The organism is Streptomyces sp. NPDC048481 (genome assembly GCF_043200075.1).
Lineage (GTDB): Bacteria > Actinomycetota > Actinomycetes > Streptomycetales > Streptomycetaceae > Streptomyces.
The window spans coordinates 24,168-37,966 of the sequence record NZ_JBICXC010000003.1 but is presented as its reverse complement, the minus strand read 5'-3'; the positions used below and the strand labels follow the sequence as shown (position 1 = coordinate 37,966).

Sequence of the window (13,799 nt, the reverse complement as noted above, 5' to 3'; positions counted from 1 at the left end):
CTCCCGTCTGGCTACTCTGGATCCATGGACTACGTCTCCGCGCTCGTGCCCCCCGTCGTCATGGCCGTGTTCTTCGTCGGTCTGATCAGGGTGATCGTGAAGACCCAGGGCGGCGCCAACAAGGCCAAGGAGGACGCGGTGGTCGACGCCGCGCTCGCGCGCGCGGAGGGCGCGCGCCAGGCCTCCGCCGGCCCCGAGGCCTGACGGCCCGCCGCACCCGACAGCCCTTCAGGGCGTGCGTCTCCATTCGGAGCCGCACGCCCTTTTTGTTCGCGTTTGATGGTGAAGGTGCACGTCCGGCACGCGATTGACGGGATCTCCCACTATTGTTCTGAGCTGTGCCTCGCCCATTGGGAGAACTCGAAGACTCGGTCATGACGCGGGTGTGGAAGTGGAACCGCCCGGTGACCGTTCGAGAAGTCCTGGAAGACCTTCAGCAGGAACGGTCCATCGCGTACACCACGGTGATGACCGTTTTGGACAATCTCCATCAGAAGGGCTGGGTTCGCCGTGAAGCGGAAGGCCGGGCCTATCGATATGAGGCGGTCTCCACCCGCGCCGCCTACGCCGCCGCCCTGATGAACGACGCCTGGTCCCAGAGCGACAACCCCGCAGCCGCTCTCGTCGCCTTCTTCGGGATGATGAGCGAGGAACAGCGCGGAGCGCTGCGCGACGCCGTGCGCATCGTCCAGGGGCCGGAAACCGCCGAACCCGTACGCGAACCCGAACCCGCCGAACCAGAACGCGCGGCACCCGAACGCGCGGAACCCGCAAGCTCCCCGACTGCAGAGAACGGGGGGAGTGGGGCGAGTACCGGTGGCGCCGGGGAGAACCCCGCCTCGGCATCGGAGTGCGGCGGGCGATAGCGTCCGCACATGTCAGCAGAGAGTCCCCCGGCCGAGAACGTTGGAGTCACCGCTAAAGCCATCACCGTCCGGCGGGCCCGGACAGGCGATGTCGACGCCGTGCGCCGTCTCCTTGACGCCTACGTCCGCGGCGGCATCCTGCTCGACAAAGCGACCGTGACCCTTTACGAGGACATCCAGGAGTTCTGGGTCGCCGAACGCGACGACAACGCCGAGGTGGTCGGCTGCGGCGCCCTGCACGTCATGTGGGAAGACCTGGCCGAAGTGCGCACTCTCGCCGTGAAGCCCGGGCTCAAGGGCGCAGGCGTGGGCCACCAGTTGTTGGAGAAGTTGCTCCACACCGCGCGCTGGCTCGGCGTTCGCCGTGTTTTCTGTCTGACCTTCGAAGTGGACTTCTTCGCCAAGCACGGCTTCGTGGAGATCGGTGAGACGCCCGTCGACACCGATGTCTACGCGGAGCTGCTGCGTTCCTATGACGAGGGTGTCGCGGAGTTCCTCGGACTCGAACGAGTGAAACCGAACACCTTGGGCAACAGCCGGATGCTTCTGCATCTGTGATCGTCGCCGCATTCCGGCCGACCCGCCTTGCCCGGGTGCCCTATGTCCGAAACGCGCACGTTTCCGGGCAGGGGCGGGGCTGCGGGTCTCTGCCAGGGGTTTGTGTTTTCTCAGCAAAAGCGGTTTGCTTTCCGACGTACTGCAGTACTGCATATAACAGGGTGCGGCTAAACGGCGGACGCCGCTGACCCCCCGCCCTCACGTTTTCGATGAAAGGAAATCCGGTGGCACAGAAGGTTCAGGTCCTTCTTGTCGACGACCTCGACGGCGGCGAGGCGGACGAGACCGTGACGTTCGCGCTCGACGGCAAGACGTACGAGATCGATCTCACGACCACCAATGCCGACAAGCTGCGCGGACTTCTCGAGCCCTACGTGAAGGGCGGCCGCCGCACCGGCGGGCGTGCTTCCGGCGGCCGTGGAAAGACGCGTGCGGCTTCCGGCGGCGGCAGCCAGGACACCGCTCAGATCCGCGCGTGGGCGAAGGAGAACGGTTTCGAGGTCAATGACCGCGGCCGAGTTCCGGCGACCATTCGCGAGGCCTACGAGAAGGCCAACGGCTGAGGGCACGCGCGCCGCAGCCGGACACGGTGACAATGCGTCGCCAGCGTGTCCACCAGCCGTACGAGATCGGGGGCGCCCCCAACGCCCCCCGACGCCGACATCGTCGGCAGCGAGTCCTCGACCTCGCGCCCTGCCACGGGGGGCCGCAGCCAGACGGCGGCCCCCTGCACCGGCCCCGGGCGGCACGGTCCCGGACCGCGGTCCGTGGAACGGCCCGGCGGGCGGGCGGGCGGCGGCGCCTCGACGGTCCCGCCCTCGCCGATGGCCGTCAGGTCCAGTGGCAACGCGCCCCAGTCCAGCCAGCGCAGGATGCCCGGCACCTCGTCCGCGCCGCCCGCCACCACCAGCAGCCGCATCCGGTCGCCCCGCACGGCCACCGGAGAGTCCGGCGCCAGGCGTCGCAGCGCGGCGAAGCCCGCCTCGGCCGGCACGTCCAGGACGTCGAAGCGCTCACCCACCGAAAGTCGTACCGGTGATCCGGGCACGGTCGTCCAGCCCAGTTCGTTCTCGTACCAGCCGCGGATCCGGTCCTCGGAACCGGCGGCGTCGGCTGCATCGTCGGGGTCGAGCGGCCGCCGAGGGACGGGAACCGTCGTGATCGCGGCGGCGGCCGGCCGGGCGGGCGGGGGAACTGAGCCAACCATGCCAAGTGCAACCGCGGAAAAGGCCCGCAAGTTACGCTGGGTGTTTCTGTGACTGCACAGGGTTCCGGCAGGGGGGGCGGGTACGGGTGCGGGGAGACGCAAGGCTGTTCGCCCGTAGCGGAGGGAACGGGGCCGTACGGCATGGAGTGTCAGTCCCGGCGGGTAAGACATCCCTAGTGGGAGGGGGCGACACGCAGGAAGGGCGGTCTCACGTTCGCCATCGGCGTACTGGCGACTGGGGTATCTGCCTGGCCTGCGGGAACATCGTCTCGCACCATCGGGTTGGAGCAGATGTCGGCGTTCGGGGTCAGGAGGCCATCGACGGTGTCGGCAGTTGGAATGAGCGGTCCCCGCTTGCGGGACTAAGCTGCGGAAGGACAGGGAGGGGAAGTTCCCCCCACTGCCTGACCGCTCTGAGGAGCGATTAACGATGTTCGAGAGGTTCACCGACCGCGCGCGGCGGGTTGTCGTCCTGGCTCAGGAAGAAGCCCGGATGCTCAACCACAACTACATCGGCACCGAGCACATCCTCCTGGGCCTGATCCACGAGGGTGAGGGTGTCGCCGCCAAGGCCCTTGAGAGCCTCGGGATTTCGCTCGAGGCGGTCCGCCAGCAGGTGGAGGAGATCATCGGGCAGGGGCAGCAGGCTCCGTCCGGCCACATCCCCTTCACCCCCCGTGCCAAGAAGGTCCTGGAGCTGTCGCTCCGCGAGGCCCTTCAGCTGGGCCACAACTACATCGGCACGGAGCACATCCTGCTCGGCCTGATCCGCGAGGGCGAGGGCGTCGCCGCCCAGGTCCTCGTCAAGCTGGGCGCAGATCTCAACCGGGTGCGGCAGCAGGTCATCCAGCTGCTCTCCGGTTACCAGGGCAAGGAGACCGCCACCGCCGGCGGGCCTGCCGAGGGCACGCCCTCGACGTCCCTGGTCCTCGACCAGTTCGGCCGGAACCTCACCCAGGCCGCTCGTGAGTCCAAGCTCGACCCGGTCATCGGGCGCGAGAAGGAGATCGAGCGGGTCATGCAGGTGCTGTCCCGCCGCACCAAGAACAACCCGGTCCTCATCGGTGAGCCCGGCGTCGGCAAGACCGCCGTCGTCGAGGGCCTCGCGCAGGCCATCGTCAAGGGCGAGGTGCCCGAGACCCTCAAGGACAAGCACCTCTACACCCTGGACCTCGGCGCGCTGGTCGCCGGCTCCCGCTACCGCGGTGACTTCGAGGAGCGCCTGAAGAAGGTCCTCAAGGAGATCCGCACCCGCGGCGACATCATCCTGTTCATCGACGAGCTGCACACGCTGGTCGGTGCGGGCGCGGCCGAGGGCGCGATCGACGCCGCGTCGATCCTCAAGCCGATGCTGGCCCGCGGTGAGCTCCAGACCATCGGCGCCACCACGCTCGACGAGTACCGCAAGCACCTGGAGAAGGACGCGGCCCTCGAGCGCCGCTTCCAGCCCATCCAGGTCGCCGAGCCGTCGCTGCCGCACACCATCGAGATCCTCAAGGGTCTGCGCGACCGGTACGAGGCGCACCACCGCGTCTCCATCACGGACGAGGCGCTGGTCCAGGCCGCCACCCTGGCCGACCGGTACATCTCGGACCGCTTCCTGCCGGACAAGGCGATCGACCTGATCGACGAGGCCGGTTCCCGGATGCGCATCCGCCGGATGACCGCTCCGCCGGACCTGCGCGAGTTCGACGAGAAGATCGCCGGCGTGCGCCGCGACAAGGAGTCCGCGATCGACTCGCAGGACTTCGAGAAGGCCGCCTCCCTCCGCGACAAGGAGAAGCAGCTCCTGGCCGCCAAGGCCAAGCGCGAGAAGGAGTGGAAGGCCGGCGACATGGACGTCGTCGCCGAGGTCGACGGCGAGCTGATCGCCGAGGTCCTCGCGACCGCCACCGGCATCCCGGTCTTCAAGCTGACCGAGGAGGAGTCCTCGCGTCTGCTGCGCATGGAGGACGAGCTCCACAAGCGGGTCATCGGCCAGGTCGACGCCGTCAAGGCGCTGTCGAAGGCGATCCGCCGTACGCGTGCCGGTCTGAAGGACCCGAAGCGTCCCGGTGGCTCGTTCATCTTCGCCGGCCCGTCCGGCGTCGGTAAGACCGAGCTGTCCAAGGCGCTCGCCGAGTTCCTCTTCGGCGACGAGGACGCGCTGATCTCCCTCGACATGTCGGAGTTCAGCGAGAAGCACACGGTGTCGCGTCTCTTCGGTTCGCCCCCCGGGTACGTGGGCTACGAGGAGGGCGGCCAGCTGACCGAGAAGGTCCGCCGCAAGCCGTTCTCCGTCGTCCTCTTCGACGAGGTCGAGAAGGCCCACCCGGACATCTTCAACTCGCTGCTGCAGATCCTGGAGGACGGTCGGCTGACCGACTCCCAGGGCCGGGTCGTGGACTTCAAGAACACGGTCATCATCATGACGACCAACCTCGGCACCCGGGACATCTCCAAGGGCTTCAACCTGGGCTTCGCGGCCTCGGGCGACTCGAAGACCAACTACGAGCGCATGAAGAACAAGGTGTCGGACGAGCTCAAGCAGCACTTCCGTCCCGAGTTCCTCAACCGCGTCGACGACGTGGTGGTGTTCCCGCAGCTCACGCAGGCGGACATCCTGCGGATCGTCGACCTGATGATCGGCAAGGTGGACGAGCGCCTGAAGGACCGCGACATGGGCATCGAGCTCTCGTCGTCCGCCAAGGAGCTGCTGTCGAAGAAGGGCTACGACCCGGTGCTGGGTGCGCGTCCGCTGCGTCGCACCATCCAGCGCGAGATCGAGGACTCGCTGTCGGAGAAGATCCTCTTCGGCGAGCTGCGTCCCGGTCACATCGTGGTCGTCGACACCGAGGGCGAGGGTGACGCCAAGACGTTCACCTTCCGCGGCGAGGAGAAGGCGGCGCTGCCCGACGTCCCGCCGATCGAGCAGGCGGCCGGCGGAGCCGGTCCGAACCTGAGCAAGGACGCCTGACCCTCCCCGGGTCGAGCGTAGAGAGGGGCCGGTGCTTGCCAGCACCGGCCCCTTTCGCATGCCGTGGTCGGCTCAGGTGCGCATGCCCTGGTGGCTCAGGAGAGCTGGCCGTCGTAGTCGGGCAGCTTGTACGTCGTCTCGGCGTGGCCGCCCGACAGGTCGGTGGCGCTGTTGCCGACGTTCGCGATGATCGTGTAGCCCTTGGACTCGATGGTGAAGCGCTGGGCGGTCTTGTAGGCGGCGACGTCCTTGAAGAGGTCCAGGAAGCCGCGGACGTACAGGCCGGAGACGTCGTAGCCGACGGTCTTGAGGTTGTAGTCGGTCACCCCGGAGATGATGCCCGGGCGGGCGGTGACGAAGAACAGGGAGACGCCGTGCTCCTGCGCGTACCTGGCCACGTCGAGGACGGGCTTGTTGGCCGGGGCCGGGTAGTGGAAGCCGAAGTCGGACTCCAGGGTCGTGTTGTCGATGTCGAAGACGATCGCCTGCTTCTCGCCCGGCTTCGCGGCGGCGATGCGCTGCTTCAGGGCCGGCAGCGCCTGGTTCATCACGGCCTGGCAGTCCTGCTGCCAGGTGGCGTAGTCGACCTTGGCGGCCACCGTGGCGGTGGCCGCGCCGGAGACGGACACGGCGGCGGTGTCTGCCGCCGTCGCCGCCTGGGCGCCGGCCGGGAGGGCCAGCGCGGTGGCGGCCGCGGTCGCCACCGCGGTCAGGGCGGTGCGGCGCGTCCAGGTGCCTCTGGTCATGGGTGGGGGGTCCTCTCGCGTCCTTGCGCTACCGGTGTCGTGGACATGCTCATCGTTCGGAATGGCCTGAGGGGAACCAGCGGGTTACTGGACGGTAGAGGCGAAGGAGACCCCGGTCACAGACCCGTGCACGCGACGTGACCGGGGTCACAAGTGCCGTACGGGGCAAGGGAGTAGCCGCCGTCACATTCCGAAGTCCCTTGAGGCGGGGGGCCGGTGACATGCCGCACAGGCGGTTCGGGCCCTACTAGGCGGAATAGTCGCAGCGCATTTTCGGGCAAAACGGACGGGCGTGCGGCGTCCCGGATTCGCGGAGGGCTCGCGGACCGGGCCGGTGTCGAAAGTGTCCGGAACGGGCGGTCTGTCAAGGAGTGGGAAGTTTTGCGGTGAAGTACTAGCTTCCGTCGTAGATCACACGTTTGGGGGTCTGTGGGCCACCGGGTTACCAAGGGATGGCCACCGCGGCGGAGCTTCCCGCCTGGTGGTTTCCGCTGTCCCCGATCCCATGAGGTCTTCGATGTTCCAGCGCGTCACGTTCCGTTCTTCCCGTACGTCCCTGCTCCGCACCAGCGTGGCCGTCGGGGCCGCCGCAGTGGGCGCCTCGGTCGTGCTGGGGACCGGAGTGGCGTCCGCCGCCGCCCCCGCCGCCGCGCCCGCCGCCAAGAAGGCCGTCTCCGCCGCCTCCTGGATCGACCCGGTGAAGAAGTACACGCTGTCCGCCGGGTTCGCCCAGGCCGGCAAGATGTGGCAGTCCACCCACAGCGGTCAGGACTTCGCCGTGCCGAGCGGAACCAAGGTCATGGCCGCTCACGGCGGCACCGTGGTGAAGGCCGGCGGCAACGGCGCCGGCGACGGCCCGGCCTACGGCAACGCCGTCGTGATCAAGCACGCCAACGGCGTGTACTCGCAGTACGCCCACCTCTCGCGCATCGAGGTGAAGATCGGCCAGGTCGTGAAGACCGGCCAGGAGATAGCGCGGTCCGGCAACACCGGCAACTCCAGCGGTCCGCACCTGCACTTCGAGATCCGCAAGACCGCGAACTACGGCTCGGCGATCAACCCGGTCGCCTTCCTGCACGCCAAGGGCGTCAAGGTCTGACCCCCGGCGGGACCGGCGAGGTGACGCCGGTCCGCCGTCAGCCGCCGTGATGCGCCTGCGTCACGAGATCGACGGCGACCTCCAGGACAGCGGCCCGCTTGTCCTCGGGGTCGCCGTCGAGGTCGTTCAGGAAGAACATCCCGGCGTGCAGCGTGAAGATGGCGCTCACGCACCGGACCTGGTCGGTGAGGGGGGCCTCCGGGTCCATGATGATGTCGCGCAGGCCGCGCATGCGGTCCTTGAACGAGTCGCCGATCTGGAGCTCGCGCACCGTCGCCTGGTTCTCCTGCATGAAGCGGAAGAGCGGGGCCGCCTCGGACAGGGCCTTGCTGTAGCGCCGTACGAGTTCGTGCTTGGTCTCCAGGGTGTGCGGCTGCTCCCTGCCCCACTCGATCAGGTCTTCGATCGGTTTCGTCAGATCCGTGAAGATGCCGACGATGATCTCTTCCTTGGTCTTGAAGTGGTAGTACAGAGCCGCCTTGGTGACCTCCAGGCGCTCCGCGATCTCGCGGAGGGAGGTCTTCTCGTAACCCTGCTCGGCGAAGAGTTCGAGGGCCACGTCCTGGATGCGCTGGCGGGTGTTGCCGCGTCGCTGCTGCTTGGTGCCGTCCATGGTGCGGTCCATCCTCGTACTCCTAGGGTTCCCGCGAAAACTTACTTGCCGCCCGGCTAGTTCGACACCCTTAACTTACTTGACGACCGGCTAGTGACAGGTCTACCTTCCCAGTGTAGTGAACTAGCCGGGCGGCAAGTAAGTAGCCGGCCGGAGCGGGACCCAGGGGAGTGGGAACGATGGCGGACACGAAGACACCAGAGACCGAGCCGGAGAAACAGCCCAGGAGCGTGCGGGTCGTCCTGCTCGCACTCATGATCACCATGATGCTCGCGATGCTCGACAACATGATCGTGGGCACCGCGATGCCGACGATCGTCGGTGACCTGGGCGGCCTCGAGCACCTCTCGTGGGTCGTGACCGGATACACGCTGGCGACCGCCGCCTCCACCCCCATCTGGGGCAAGATCGGCGACATGTACGGGCGCAAGGGCGCCTTCATGGCGTCGATCGTGATCTTCCTGATCGGCTCCGCGCTCAGCGGCATGGCCCAGAACATGGGCGAACTCATCGGGTTCCGCGCGATCCAGGGCCTCGGCGCGGGCGGTCTGATGGTCGGCGTCATGGCCATCATCGGCGACCTGATCCCGCCGCGTGAGCGCGGCAAGTACCAGGGCATGATGGCCGGCGTCATGGCGCTCGCGATGATCGGCGGCCCGCTCGTCGGCGGCACCATCACCGACAACTGGGGCTGGCGCTGGTCCTTCTACATCAACCTGCCGCTCGGCGTGGTGGCCCTCATCGCGATCAGCGTGGTCCTCCACCTGCCGAGGAAGCGCTCGCAGGCGCGCATCGACTACCTGGGCGCCGGTCTGCTGACGCTCGGCATCACCTCCATCGTCCTCGTCACCACCTGGGGCGGCTCGGAGTACGCCTGGACCTCGGCGCGGATCATGGAGCTCGTCGCCATCGGCGTCGCCTCGCTCATCGGGTTCGTGTTCTGGCAGACCAGGGCCGCGGAACCGATCGTGCCGCTGCACATCTTCCGCAGCCGCAACTTCACCCTGATGTCCCTGATCGGCTTCATCACCGGCTTCGTGATGTTCGGTGCCACCCTGTTCCTGCCGCTGTACCAGCAGTCGGTGCAGGGCGCCTCCGCGACCAACTCCGGCCTGCTTCTGCTGCCCATGCTCGGCGCGATGCTGGTCACCTCGATGGTGGCCGGGCGGGTGACGACCAACAGCGGCAAGTACAAGATCTTCCCGGTCGTCGGCAGCGTCCTGATGGTGATCGGCCTGTACCTGCTGTCCACGATGGACACCGGCACCAGCCGCCTCACCTCCGGCGTCTTCATGGCCGTCGTCGGCCTCGGCATGGGCTGCCTGATGCAGATCACGATGCTGGTCGCCCAGAACAGCGTCGAGATGAAGGACATGGGCGTCGCGTCCTCGTCCACCACCCTCTTCCGCACCCTCGGCTCCTCCTTCGGCGTCGCGATCATGGGCGCCCTGTTCAACAACCGGGTCCAGGACGTGATGTCCGAGCGGGCCGGCTCGCTGGGCTCGAAGATCACCGAGCAGTCCGCGCAGCTGGACGCGGCCAGCCTGGCCAAGCTGCCCGCCGCCGCCCGGGAGGCCTACCAGCACGCGGTGTCGGCCGGCACCCACACGGCATTCCTGCTGGGCGCCGTGGTGGCGATCGCCGCGCTGGTGGCGGCGGTGTTCGTGAAGGAGGTCCCGCTGAAGGGAGCGGGACCGCAGAAGGCGACCGACGGGACCGACGGTCCGGCCGTCGCCCCGCCGCCGATGGCCGAGGCGGTCTGATCCCCCGGCATTGAACGAAGGCCTCCGGCGGTGTCCGCCCCCGGGGGCCTTCCTCATGCCCCGTCGCACCTCGTCGGGGAAGCGGGCGCGGTGCCGAGAGCGGCAGCAGTGTCGGCGTCCGCAGCGGTACCGCCGACGGCCGCCCCCCGTGCCGACCAGGCGCCCTCCAGGTGCCCGGGGCCGGGTGTGGCACCGGTCGGGGTGGTGGTCGGAGGCCGGGCCCCTCACGGCATCGTCGAATAGCTTCCTGTGTTGGTCGGGGCGTGCTCGGGCAGCCACAGGACGGCCACGGCGCCCTCGGACGGTATGTGCTCCGGGGCCCCCGCGGGCCGCACGTTGCGGAAGGTGAGCCGGGCCCCCAGGACGCGGGCCTGGCCCGCCGCGATGGTGAGGCCGAGACCGTGTCCGCGCCCCGCCCGGTCGGCGCTGCCGGTGCGGAAGCGGCTCGGCCCGTCGGCGAGCAGGTCCCCGGGGAAACCGGGGCCGTGGTCGCGGACCCGGATGACCCGGCCCTCGACGGTGACCTGGATGGGCGGCTTGCCGTGCCGGGCCGCGTTGGCCAGCAGGTTGAACAGCACCCTCTCCAGGCGGCGCGGGTCTGTCGTGACCATCGACTCGTGCACCACCCGCACCTCGACGTCCGGGTCCTTGGCCGCCACCCGGCGCGACACGAACTCGCCCAGCACGATGTCCTGCAATTCGGCGCGCTCCGAGGCGCCGTCCAGCCGGGCCACTTCCAGGACGTCCTCGACGAGTGTGCGCATGGCCTTGGCGCGGTCCAGCACCAGCTCGGTCGGCCGGCCCGGCGGCAGCAGCTCGGCCGCGGTCAGCAGTCCCGTCACCGGGGTGCGCAGTTCGTGTGCGATGTCCGCGGTGACCCGCCGTTCGGCCTCCAGCCGAGCCTGGAGAGTGTCCGCCATGGCGTCCACCGCGCTCGCCAGGTCGTCGGTCTCGTCCCGCACGACCCCGCCTATCGCGTCGCGGACGCGGACGTTCGTCTCGCCCCGGGCGACCTGGTTCGCCGCGGCCGCCGCCTTGCGCAGCCGCCGCGACATCTGGCCGCCGATGAGGACGCCGACCGCGCTGCCGCCGAGGACGACCGCGATCGAGCCGATCACCAGGGCCTGGTCGAGATCCTTGAGGATGTCCGTGCTGCGGTCGGTGAACCCGGTGTGCAGGGACAGCACATGCCCGCCCTTGACCGGCACGGCGGCCCAGATGTCCGGCACCCCGCCCCCGCGGTCGGAGACGAACGTCGCCCGGCGGCCTTCGCGGACCTTCTCGCGCAGCGCGACCGGCAGACCGACGTCGTCGATCTTGATGTTGGGGAAGTTCGGCCGCCCCAGCTTCTCGTAGTTGGTCTGCGCGATCCGGACGCGCTCGTCGGCGAGATCGCGCGCGTTGTCCAGCATCGAGACCCGCGCGGCGTTGTGCACGACCAGGCTGAGCGCGATCGCCACCAGCGCGCCGACCAGCGCGATCGCCGCGCTCAGCTTCCACCGCAGCCCCGTGCGCAGGCCCATGCCCTCCACGCGCGCCAGGCCCAGGTGGCGGATCATCCCCCGCATAGTTCCGTCCCCGTCCCGCTCAGGCCTTCAACTTGTAGCCGAAGCCGCGGACCGTCTCGATGCGGTCCTGGCCGATCTTCGTGCGCAGCCGCTGCACATGGACGTCGACGACCCGGGTGTCGCCGCCCCAGCCGTAGTCCCACACCCGCTCCAGCAGTTTGTCGCGCGAGAGGACGGTGCCCGGAGCGGAGGAGAACTCCAGCAGCAGCCGCATCTCGGTCGGGGTCAGCGCCACCGGCTGCCCGGCCCGGCGCACCTCCATGCCCTCCGTGTCGACTTCCAGGTCGCCGAAGGTCAGCACACCGCCGGCCGGGGCCGTGTCGGGCTCGGCCCGGTCACCGCCGCCGGCGTGGCCGAACCGGCGCAGCACGGCCCGGATCCTGGCGACCAGGACAGCCCCGTCGAACGGCTTGGTCACATAATCGTCGGCACCGGCCTCCAGGCCCAGGACGACGTCGATGGAGTCGGCGCGCGCGGACAGCATGATCACCGGGACGGTGGACTCGTCCCGGATGCGCCGGCACAGGCTCACCCCGTCCAGGCCCGGGACCATGACGTCCAGCAGCGCGATGTCGGGGCGGTCGGCGCGGAAAGCCTCCAGGCCGGACAGGCCGTCGGGCATCGCGGTCACCGCGAAGCCGTCCCGCTCCAGGGCGAGCTGGGTGGCCTCGCGGATGACGTCGTCGTCCTCGACGAACAGAACGTGGGTCTGGTCTGCCATCCCGGTGCTCTCAGTTCTCGTTGCTTGCTCGTGTGCGTGTCGGCGGGGGCGCCTGACGGCCGTCGGTCATCGGTCCACCGTTGTCCGTGTCCGTGTCCTTGGCTGTTGTCGGTCGTCCGTCGTCGGTCAGTCTGACGGGTTTCTGTGCGTCTGCTGTCAGGTACACCCCCTGGGGGGACGCGCGGGACGCCGCGAGCGTTCACTGCCCGCCAACCCTCGCCCGCTCCCGCCCCTCCACCAGATGATCGGAACGAGCGGCCCGATCGGTTCACGCCCACCCGGAAAATCTTCGACCGGCGACTCCCGCGCAGGTCAGCCGGTCGTAGGCACCGGTTTGGGCTCGTCGCCGACGACGCTGCTGTAGTCGTTGTGCCAGCTGTACTCCTTGCGGAAGCGGCCCGCGACCCAGCGGTACGTCACCACGTTCTCCCCGGAGGGGCTGGAGACGGGGTCGCCCTTCTCGTACACCTGGTTGGTCACCACCAGGTCGCCGCGGTCTATCTCGGCGTAGACGGGGGGCTCCTCCGCCTTGAACACGTTCGCGTAGCCGTCGCCGTCCTCCCGGTAGACGTAGGAGCCGAGGCCGACGATGTCGCCGCAGGTGAGCACGTTGACGATGAGGTCGTCGCCGGAACCGCCGGTGAGGTGCCCGTACGACACGTCGACCGGGTACTCGTCGCCGGCGCAGGGCTTCAGCTCGTTCTTGACCTCCGCCGACACCGCCGGGTCGTTCTTGACGAGGCGCACCGCGTCCGAACGGTCCGGGGCGCCGGTGGGAGAGGCCGAGGGCGGCGTCGTGGCGCCCACGACCGCGTCGGCGTGCGCCGGGCCCTCGTCCCGCGCGCCGGTGCCGCCGGTGCCGCAGGCGGAGACGAAAAGGGCGAGGGCGGCGAGCACGGTCATCGCCGTGATCGCCGCCTGGATGGTGCCTCGGGCCGGTGTGGGCCCGGCCTGGGTCAGGCCGCCGCGCAACGCTCCCGCTCCTCACGCTCCAGCGCGCGTGCGTCCAGATCGCGGGCTTCCAGCTCCTCGCGGAGCCGGGCGAGCGCCCGGTGCAGCGTGCTCTTGACCGTTCCGGCCGACATGCCGAGGGCGGCGGCCGTCTCGTCCGTGGACATCTGCTCCCAGTGTCGCAGCACGACGACGCTGCGCTGCTTGGGTGCCAGCACCTTCATCGCGTCCATGAGCAGGGCGCGGTCGGCGTGCTGCTCGGTGGAGTCGTCCACACAGGCGTCGGGGAGCTGCTCGGTCGGCACTTCCTCCAGTTTGCGGGCCCGCCACCACTCGGTCCGCGTGTTGATCATCACCCGGCGCAGGTAGGCGTCCGCGAGCCGCTTGTCCGCGATGCCGTCCCAGCGGCCGTACGTCCGGGCCAGCGCGGTCTGCAGGAGGTCCTGGGCGTCGACCGGGTCCGGGACGAGCCGGCGGGCGCTGCGCAGCAGCGCGTCCTGCCGTGTGCGGACGTATTCCTCGAACTCGAGCACCTCGCCCTGCGCCATGGTCAACCGCCTCCGATTCCCCGTTCCGGCGGTGGTCGTCGCCGGCTTCACTGCTTGTGGTCTGCGGCCCGCCGGATCTCCGCCGGGCATGCAGATGAAGCTACGGAGGTGTTGTCACGGCGTTGTCCGAAGGAGCCTTCGGCCAGCGCTCAGCTGTCCGTCGGTTGTGTAACGGCCGTGAGTTCTGGGTAGAAGGAAGGATC

Annotated in this window: 14 protein-coding genes; 7 read left to right on the top strand and 7 right to left on the bottom strand. The window is 69.1% G+C overall.

What is annotated here, in order from left to right; translation table 11 throughout:
• The first annotated feature begins 24 nt into the window (after positions 1 to 24).
• From ACGFSH_RS10820 to ACGFSH_RS10805, 4 genes are all read left to right on the top strand, one after another.
• The gene (locus ACGFSH_RS10820; RefSeq protein WP_329412366.1) at positions 25 to 204 is read left to right on the top strand and encodes a hypothetical protein; all 180 of its coding nucleotides are present in this window, start codon (positions 25 to 27) and stop codon (positions 202 to 204) included.
• A 170-nt stretch (positions 205 to 374) separates the two neighbouring features.
• Positions 375 to 866: a BlaI/MecI/CopY family transcriptional regulator gene (locus tag ACGFSH_RS10815; RefSeq protein ID WP_393347061.1), complete on the top strand. Its 492-nt coding sequence runs from the start codon at positions 375 to 377 to the stop codon at positions 864 to 866.
• Between the two features lie 9 nt (positions 867 to 875).
• A complete protein-coding gene (locus tag ACGFSH_RS10810) occupies positions 876 to 1,424 on the top strand; it encodes an amino-acid N-acetyltransferase (RefSeq protein ID WP_393347059.1) in 549 nt (182 codons plus the stop codon).
• Positions 1,425 to 1,648: 224 nt separating this feature from the next.
• A complete protein-coding gene (locus ACGFSH_RS10805) occupies positions 1,649 to 1,987 on the top strand; it encodes an Lsr2 family protein (protein ID WP_329412374.1) in 339 nt (112 codons plus the stop codon).
• Here ACGFSH_RS10805 and ACGFSH_RS10800 read toward each other — a convergent pair.
• Positions 1,966 to 2,631, bottom strand: coding sequence for an SCO3374 family protein (locus ACGFSH_RS10800; protein WP_393347058.1), 666 nt, complete (start codon positions 2,629 to 2,631; stop codon positions 1,966 to 1,968). The two genes, ACGFSH_RS10805 and ACGFSH_RS10800, sit on opposite strands and share 22 nt — an antisense overlap.
• A gap of 430 nt (positions 2,632 to 3,061) precedes the next feature.
• On the opposite strand from ACGFSH_RS10800, the gene ACGFSH_RS10795 reads away from it, so the two are divergent.
• Positions 3,062 to 5,587 carry an ATP-dependent Clp protease ATP-binding subunit gene (locus ACGFSH_RS10795; RefSeq protein ID WP_329412377.1) on the top strand — a complete coding sequence of 842 codons (2,526 nt, stop codon included), beginning with the start codon at positions 3,062 to 3,064 and terminating at the stop codon, positions 5,585 to 5,587.
• Between the two features lie 95 nt (positions 5,588 to 5,682).
• Here ACGFSH_RS10795 and ACGFSH_RS10790 read toward each other — a convergent pair whose 3' ends face one another.
• Positions 5,683 to 6,333 (bottom strand): HAD family acid phosphatase, encoded by a 651-nt coding sequence (locus ACGFSH_RS10790; protein WP_393347056.1) that lies wholly within the window; start codon positions 6,331 to 6,333, stop codon positions 5,683 to 5,685.
• 517 nt (positions 6,334 to 6,850) lie between these two features.
• Here ACGFSH_RS10790 and ACGFSH_RS10785 point away from each other — a divergent pair.
• Positions 6,851 to 7,432 carry a M23 family metallopeptidase gene (locus ACGFSH_RS10785; protein ID WP_393347054.1) on the top strand — a complete coding sequence of 194 codons (582 nt, stop codon included), beginning with the start codon at positions 6,851 to 6,853 and terminating at the stop codon, positions 7,430 to 7,432.
• Between the two features lie 37 nt (positions 7,433 to 7,469).
• Here the strand turns inward: ACGFSH_RS10785 and ACGFSH_RS10780 are convergent, their stop codons facing one another.
• Entirely contained in the window at positions 7,470 to 8,057 is a 588-nt protein-coding gene (locus tag ACGFSH_RS10780; RefSeq protein WP_393347053.1) for a TetR/AcrR family transcriptional regulator, read from the bottom strand.
• A gap of 167 nt (positions 8,058 to 8,224) precedes the next feature.
• Here ACGFSH_RS10780 and ACGFSH_RS10775 point away from each other — a divergent pair, with 167 nt between their 5' ends.
• Complete coding sequence (locus ACGFSH_RS10775; RefSeq protein ID WP_393347051.1) at positions 8,225 to 9,808, top strand: MDR family MFS transporter; 1,584 nt, start codon at positions 8,225 to 8,227, stop codon at positions 9,806 to 9,808.
• A 224-nt stretch (positions 9,809 to 10,032) separates the two neighbouring features.
• Here ACGFSH_RS10775 and cseC read toward each other — a convergent pair whose 3' ends face one another.
• From cseC to ACGFSH_RS10755, 4 genes are all read right to left on the bottom strand, one after another.
• A complete protein-coding gene (cseC, locus tag ACGFSH_RS10770) occupies positions 10,033 to 11,367 on the bottom strand; it encodes a two-component system sensor histidine kinase CseC (RefSeq protein WP_393347049.1) in 1,335 nt (444 codons plus the stop codon).
• 28 nt (positions 11,368 to 11,395) lie between these two features.
• Positions 11,396 to 12,097, bottom strand: coding sequence for a two-component system response regulator CseB (gene cseB / locus ACGFSH_RS10765; RefSeq protein WP_393347047.1), 702 nt, complete (start codon positions 12,095 to 12,097; stop codon positions 11,396 to 11,398).
• A gap of 312 nt (positions 12,098 to 12,409) precedes the next feature.
• Entirely contained in the window at positions 12,410 to 13,069 is a 660-nt protein-coding gene (locus tag ACGFSH_RS10760; protein ID WP_393347045.1) for a hypothetical protein, read from the bottom strand.
• A complete protein-coding gene (locus ACGFSH_RS10755) occupies positions 13,054 to 13,596 on the bottom strand; it encodes a SigE family RNA polymerase sigma factor (RefSeq protein ID WP_329417220.1) in 543 nt (180 codons plus the stop codon). Before ACGFSH_RS10755 ends, ACGFSH_RS10760 begins: the two co-directional genes overlap by 16 nt.
• Between the last annotated feature and the right edge of the window lie 203 nt (positions 13,597 to 13,799).

What these genes read in the sequence shown, in the direction of transcription:
- cseC (WP_393347049.1), bottom strand. Translation starts at nt 11,367, where the DNA reads ATGATCCGCCACCTGGGCCTGGCGCGCGTGGAGGGCATGGGCCTGCGC.
- ACGFSH_RS10810 (WP_393347059.1), top strand. Translation starts at nt 876, where the DNA reads ATGTCAGCAGAGAGTCCCCCGGCCGAGAACGTTGGAGTCACCGCTAAA.
- ACGFSH_RS10780 (WP_393347053.1), bottom strand. Translation starts at nt 8,057, where the DNA reads ATGGACCGCACCATGGACGGCACCAAGCAGCAGCGACGCGGCAACACC.
- ACGFSH_RS10820 (WP_329412366.1), top strand. Translation starts at nt 25, where the DNA reads ATGGACTACGTCTCCGCGCTCGTGCCCCCCGTCGTCATGGCCGTGTTC.
- ACGFSH_RS10790 (WP_393347056.1), bottom strand. Translation starts at nt 6,333, where the DNA reads ATGACCAGAGGCACCTGGACGCGCCGCACCGCCCTGACCGCGGTGGCG.
- cseB (WP_393347047.1), bottom strand. Translation starts at nt 12,097, where the DNA reads ATGGCAGACCAGACCCACGTTCTGTTCGTCGAGGACGACGACGTCATC.
- ACGFSH_RS10775 (WP_393347051.1), top strand. Translation starts at nt 8,225, where the DNA reads ATGGCGGACACGAAGACACCAGAGACCGAGCCGGAGAAACAGCCCAGG.
- ACGFSH_RS10785 (WP_393347054.1), top strand. Translation starts at nt 6,851, where the DNA reads ATGTTCCAGCGCGTCACGTTCCGTTCTTCCCGTACGTCCCTGCTCCGC.
- ACGFSH_RS10795 (WP_329412377.1), top strand. Translation starts at nt 3,062, where the DNA reads ATGTTCGAGAGGTTCACCGACCGCGCGCGGCGGGTTGTCGTCCTGGCT.
- ACGFSH_RS10755 (WP_329417220.1), bottom strand. Translation starts at nt 13,596, where the DNA reads ATGGCGCAGGGCGAGGTGCTCGAGTTCGAGGAATACGTCCGCACACGG.
- ACGFSH_RS10815 (WP_393347061.1), top strand. Translation starts at nt 375, where the DNA reads ATGACGCGGGTGTGGAAGTGGAACCGCCCGGTGACCGTTCGAGAAGTC.
- ACGFSH_RS10800 (WP_393347058.1), bottom strand. Translation starts at nt 2,631, where the DNA reads ATGGTTGGCTCAGTTCCCCCGCCCGCCCGGCCGGCCGCCGCCGCGATC.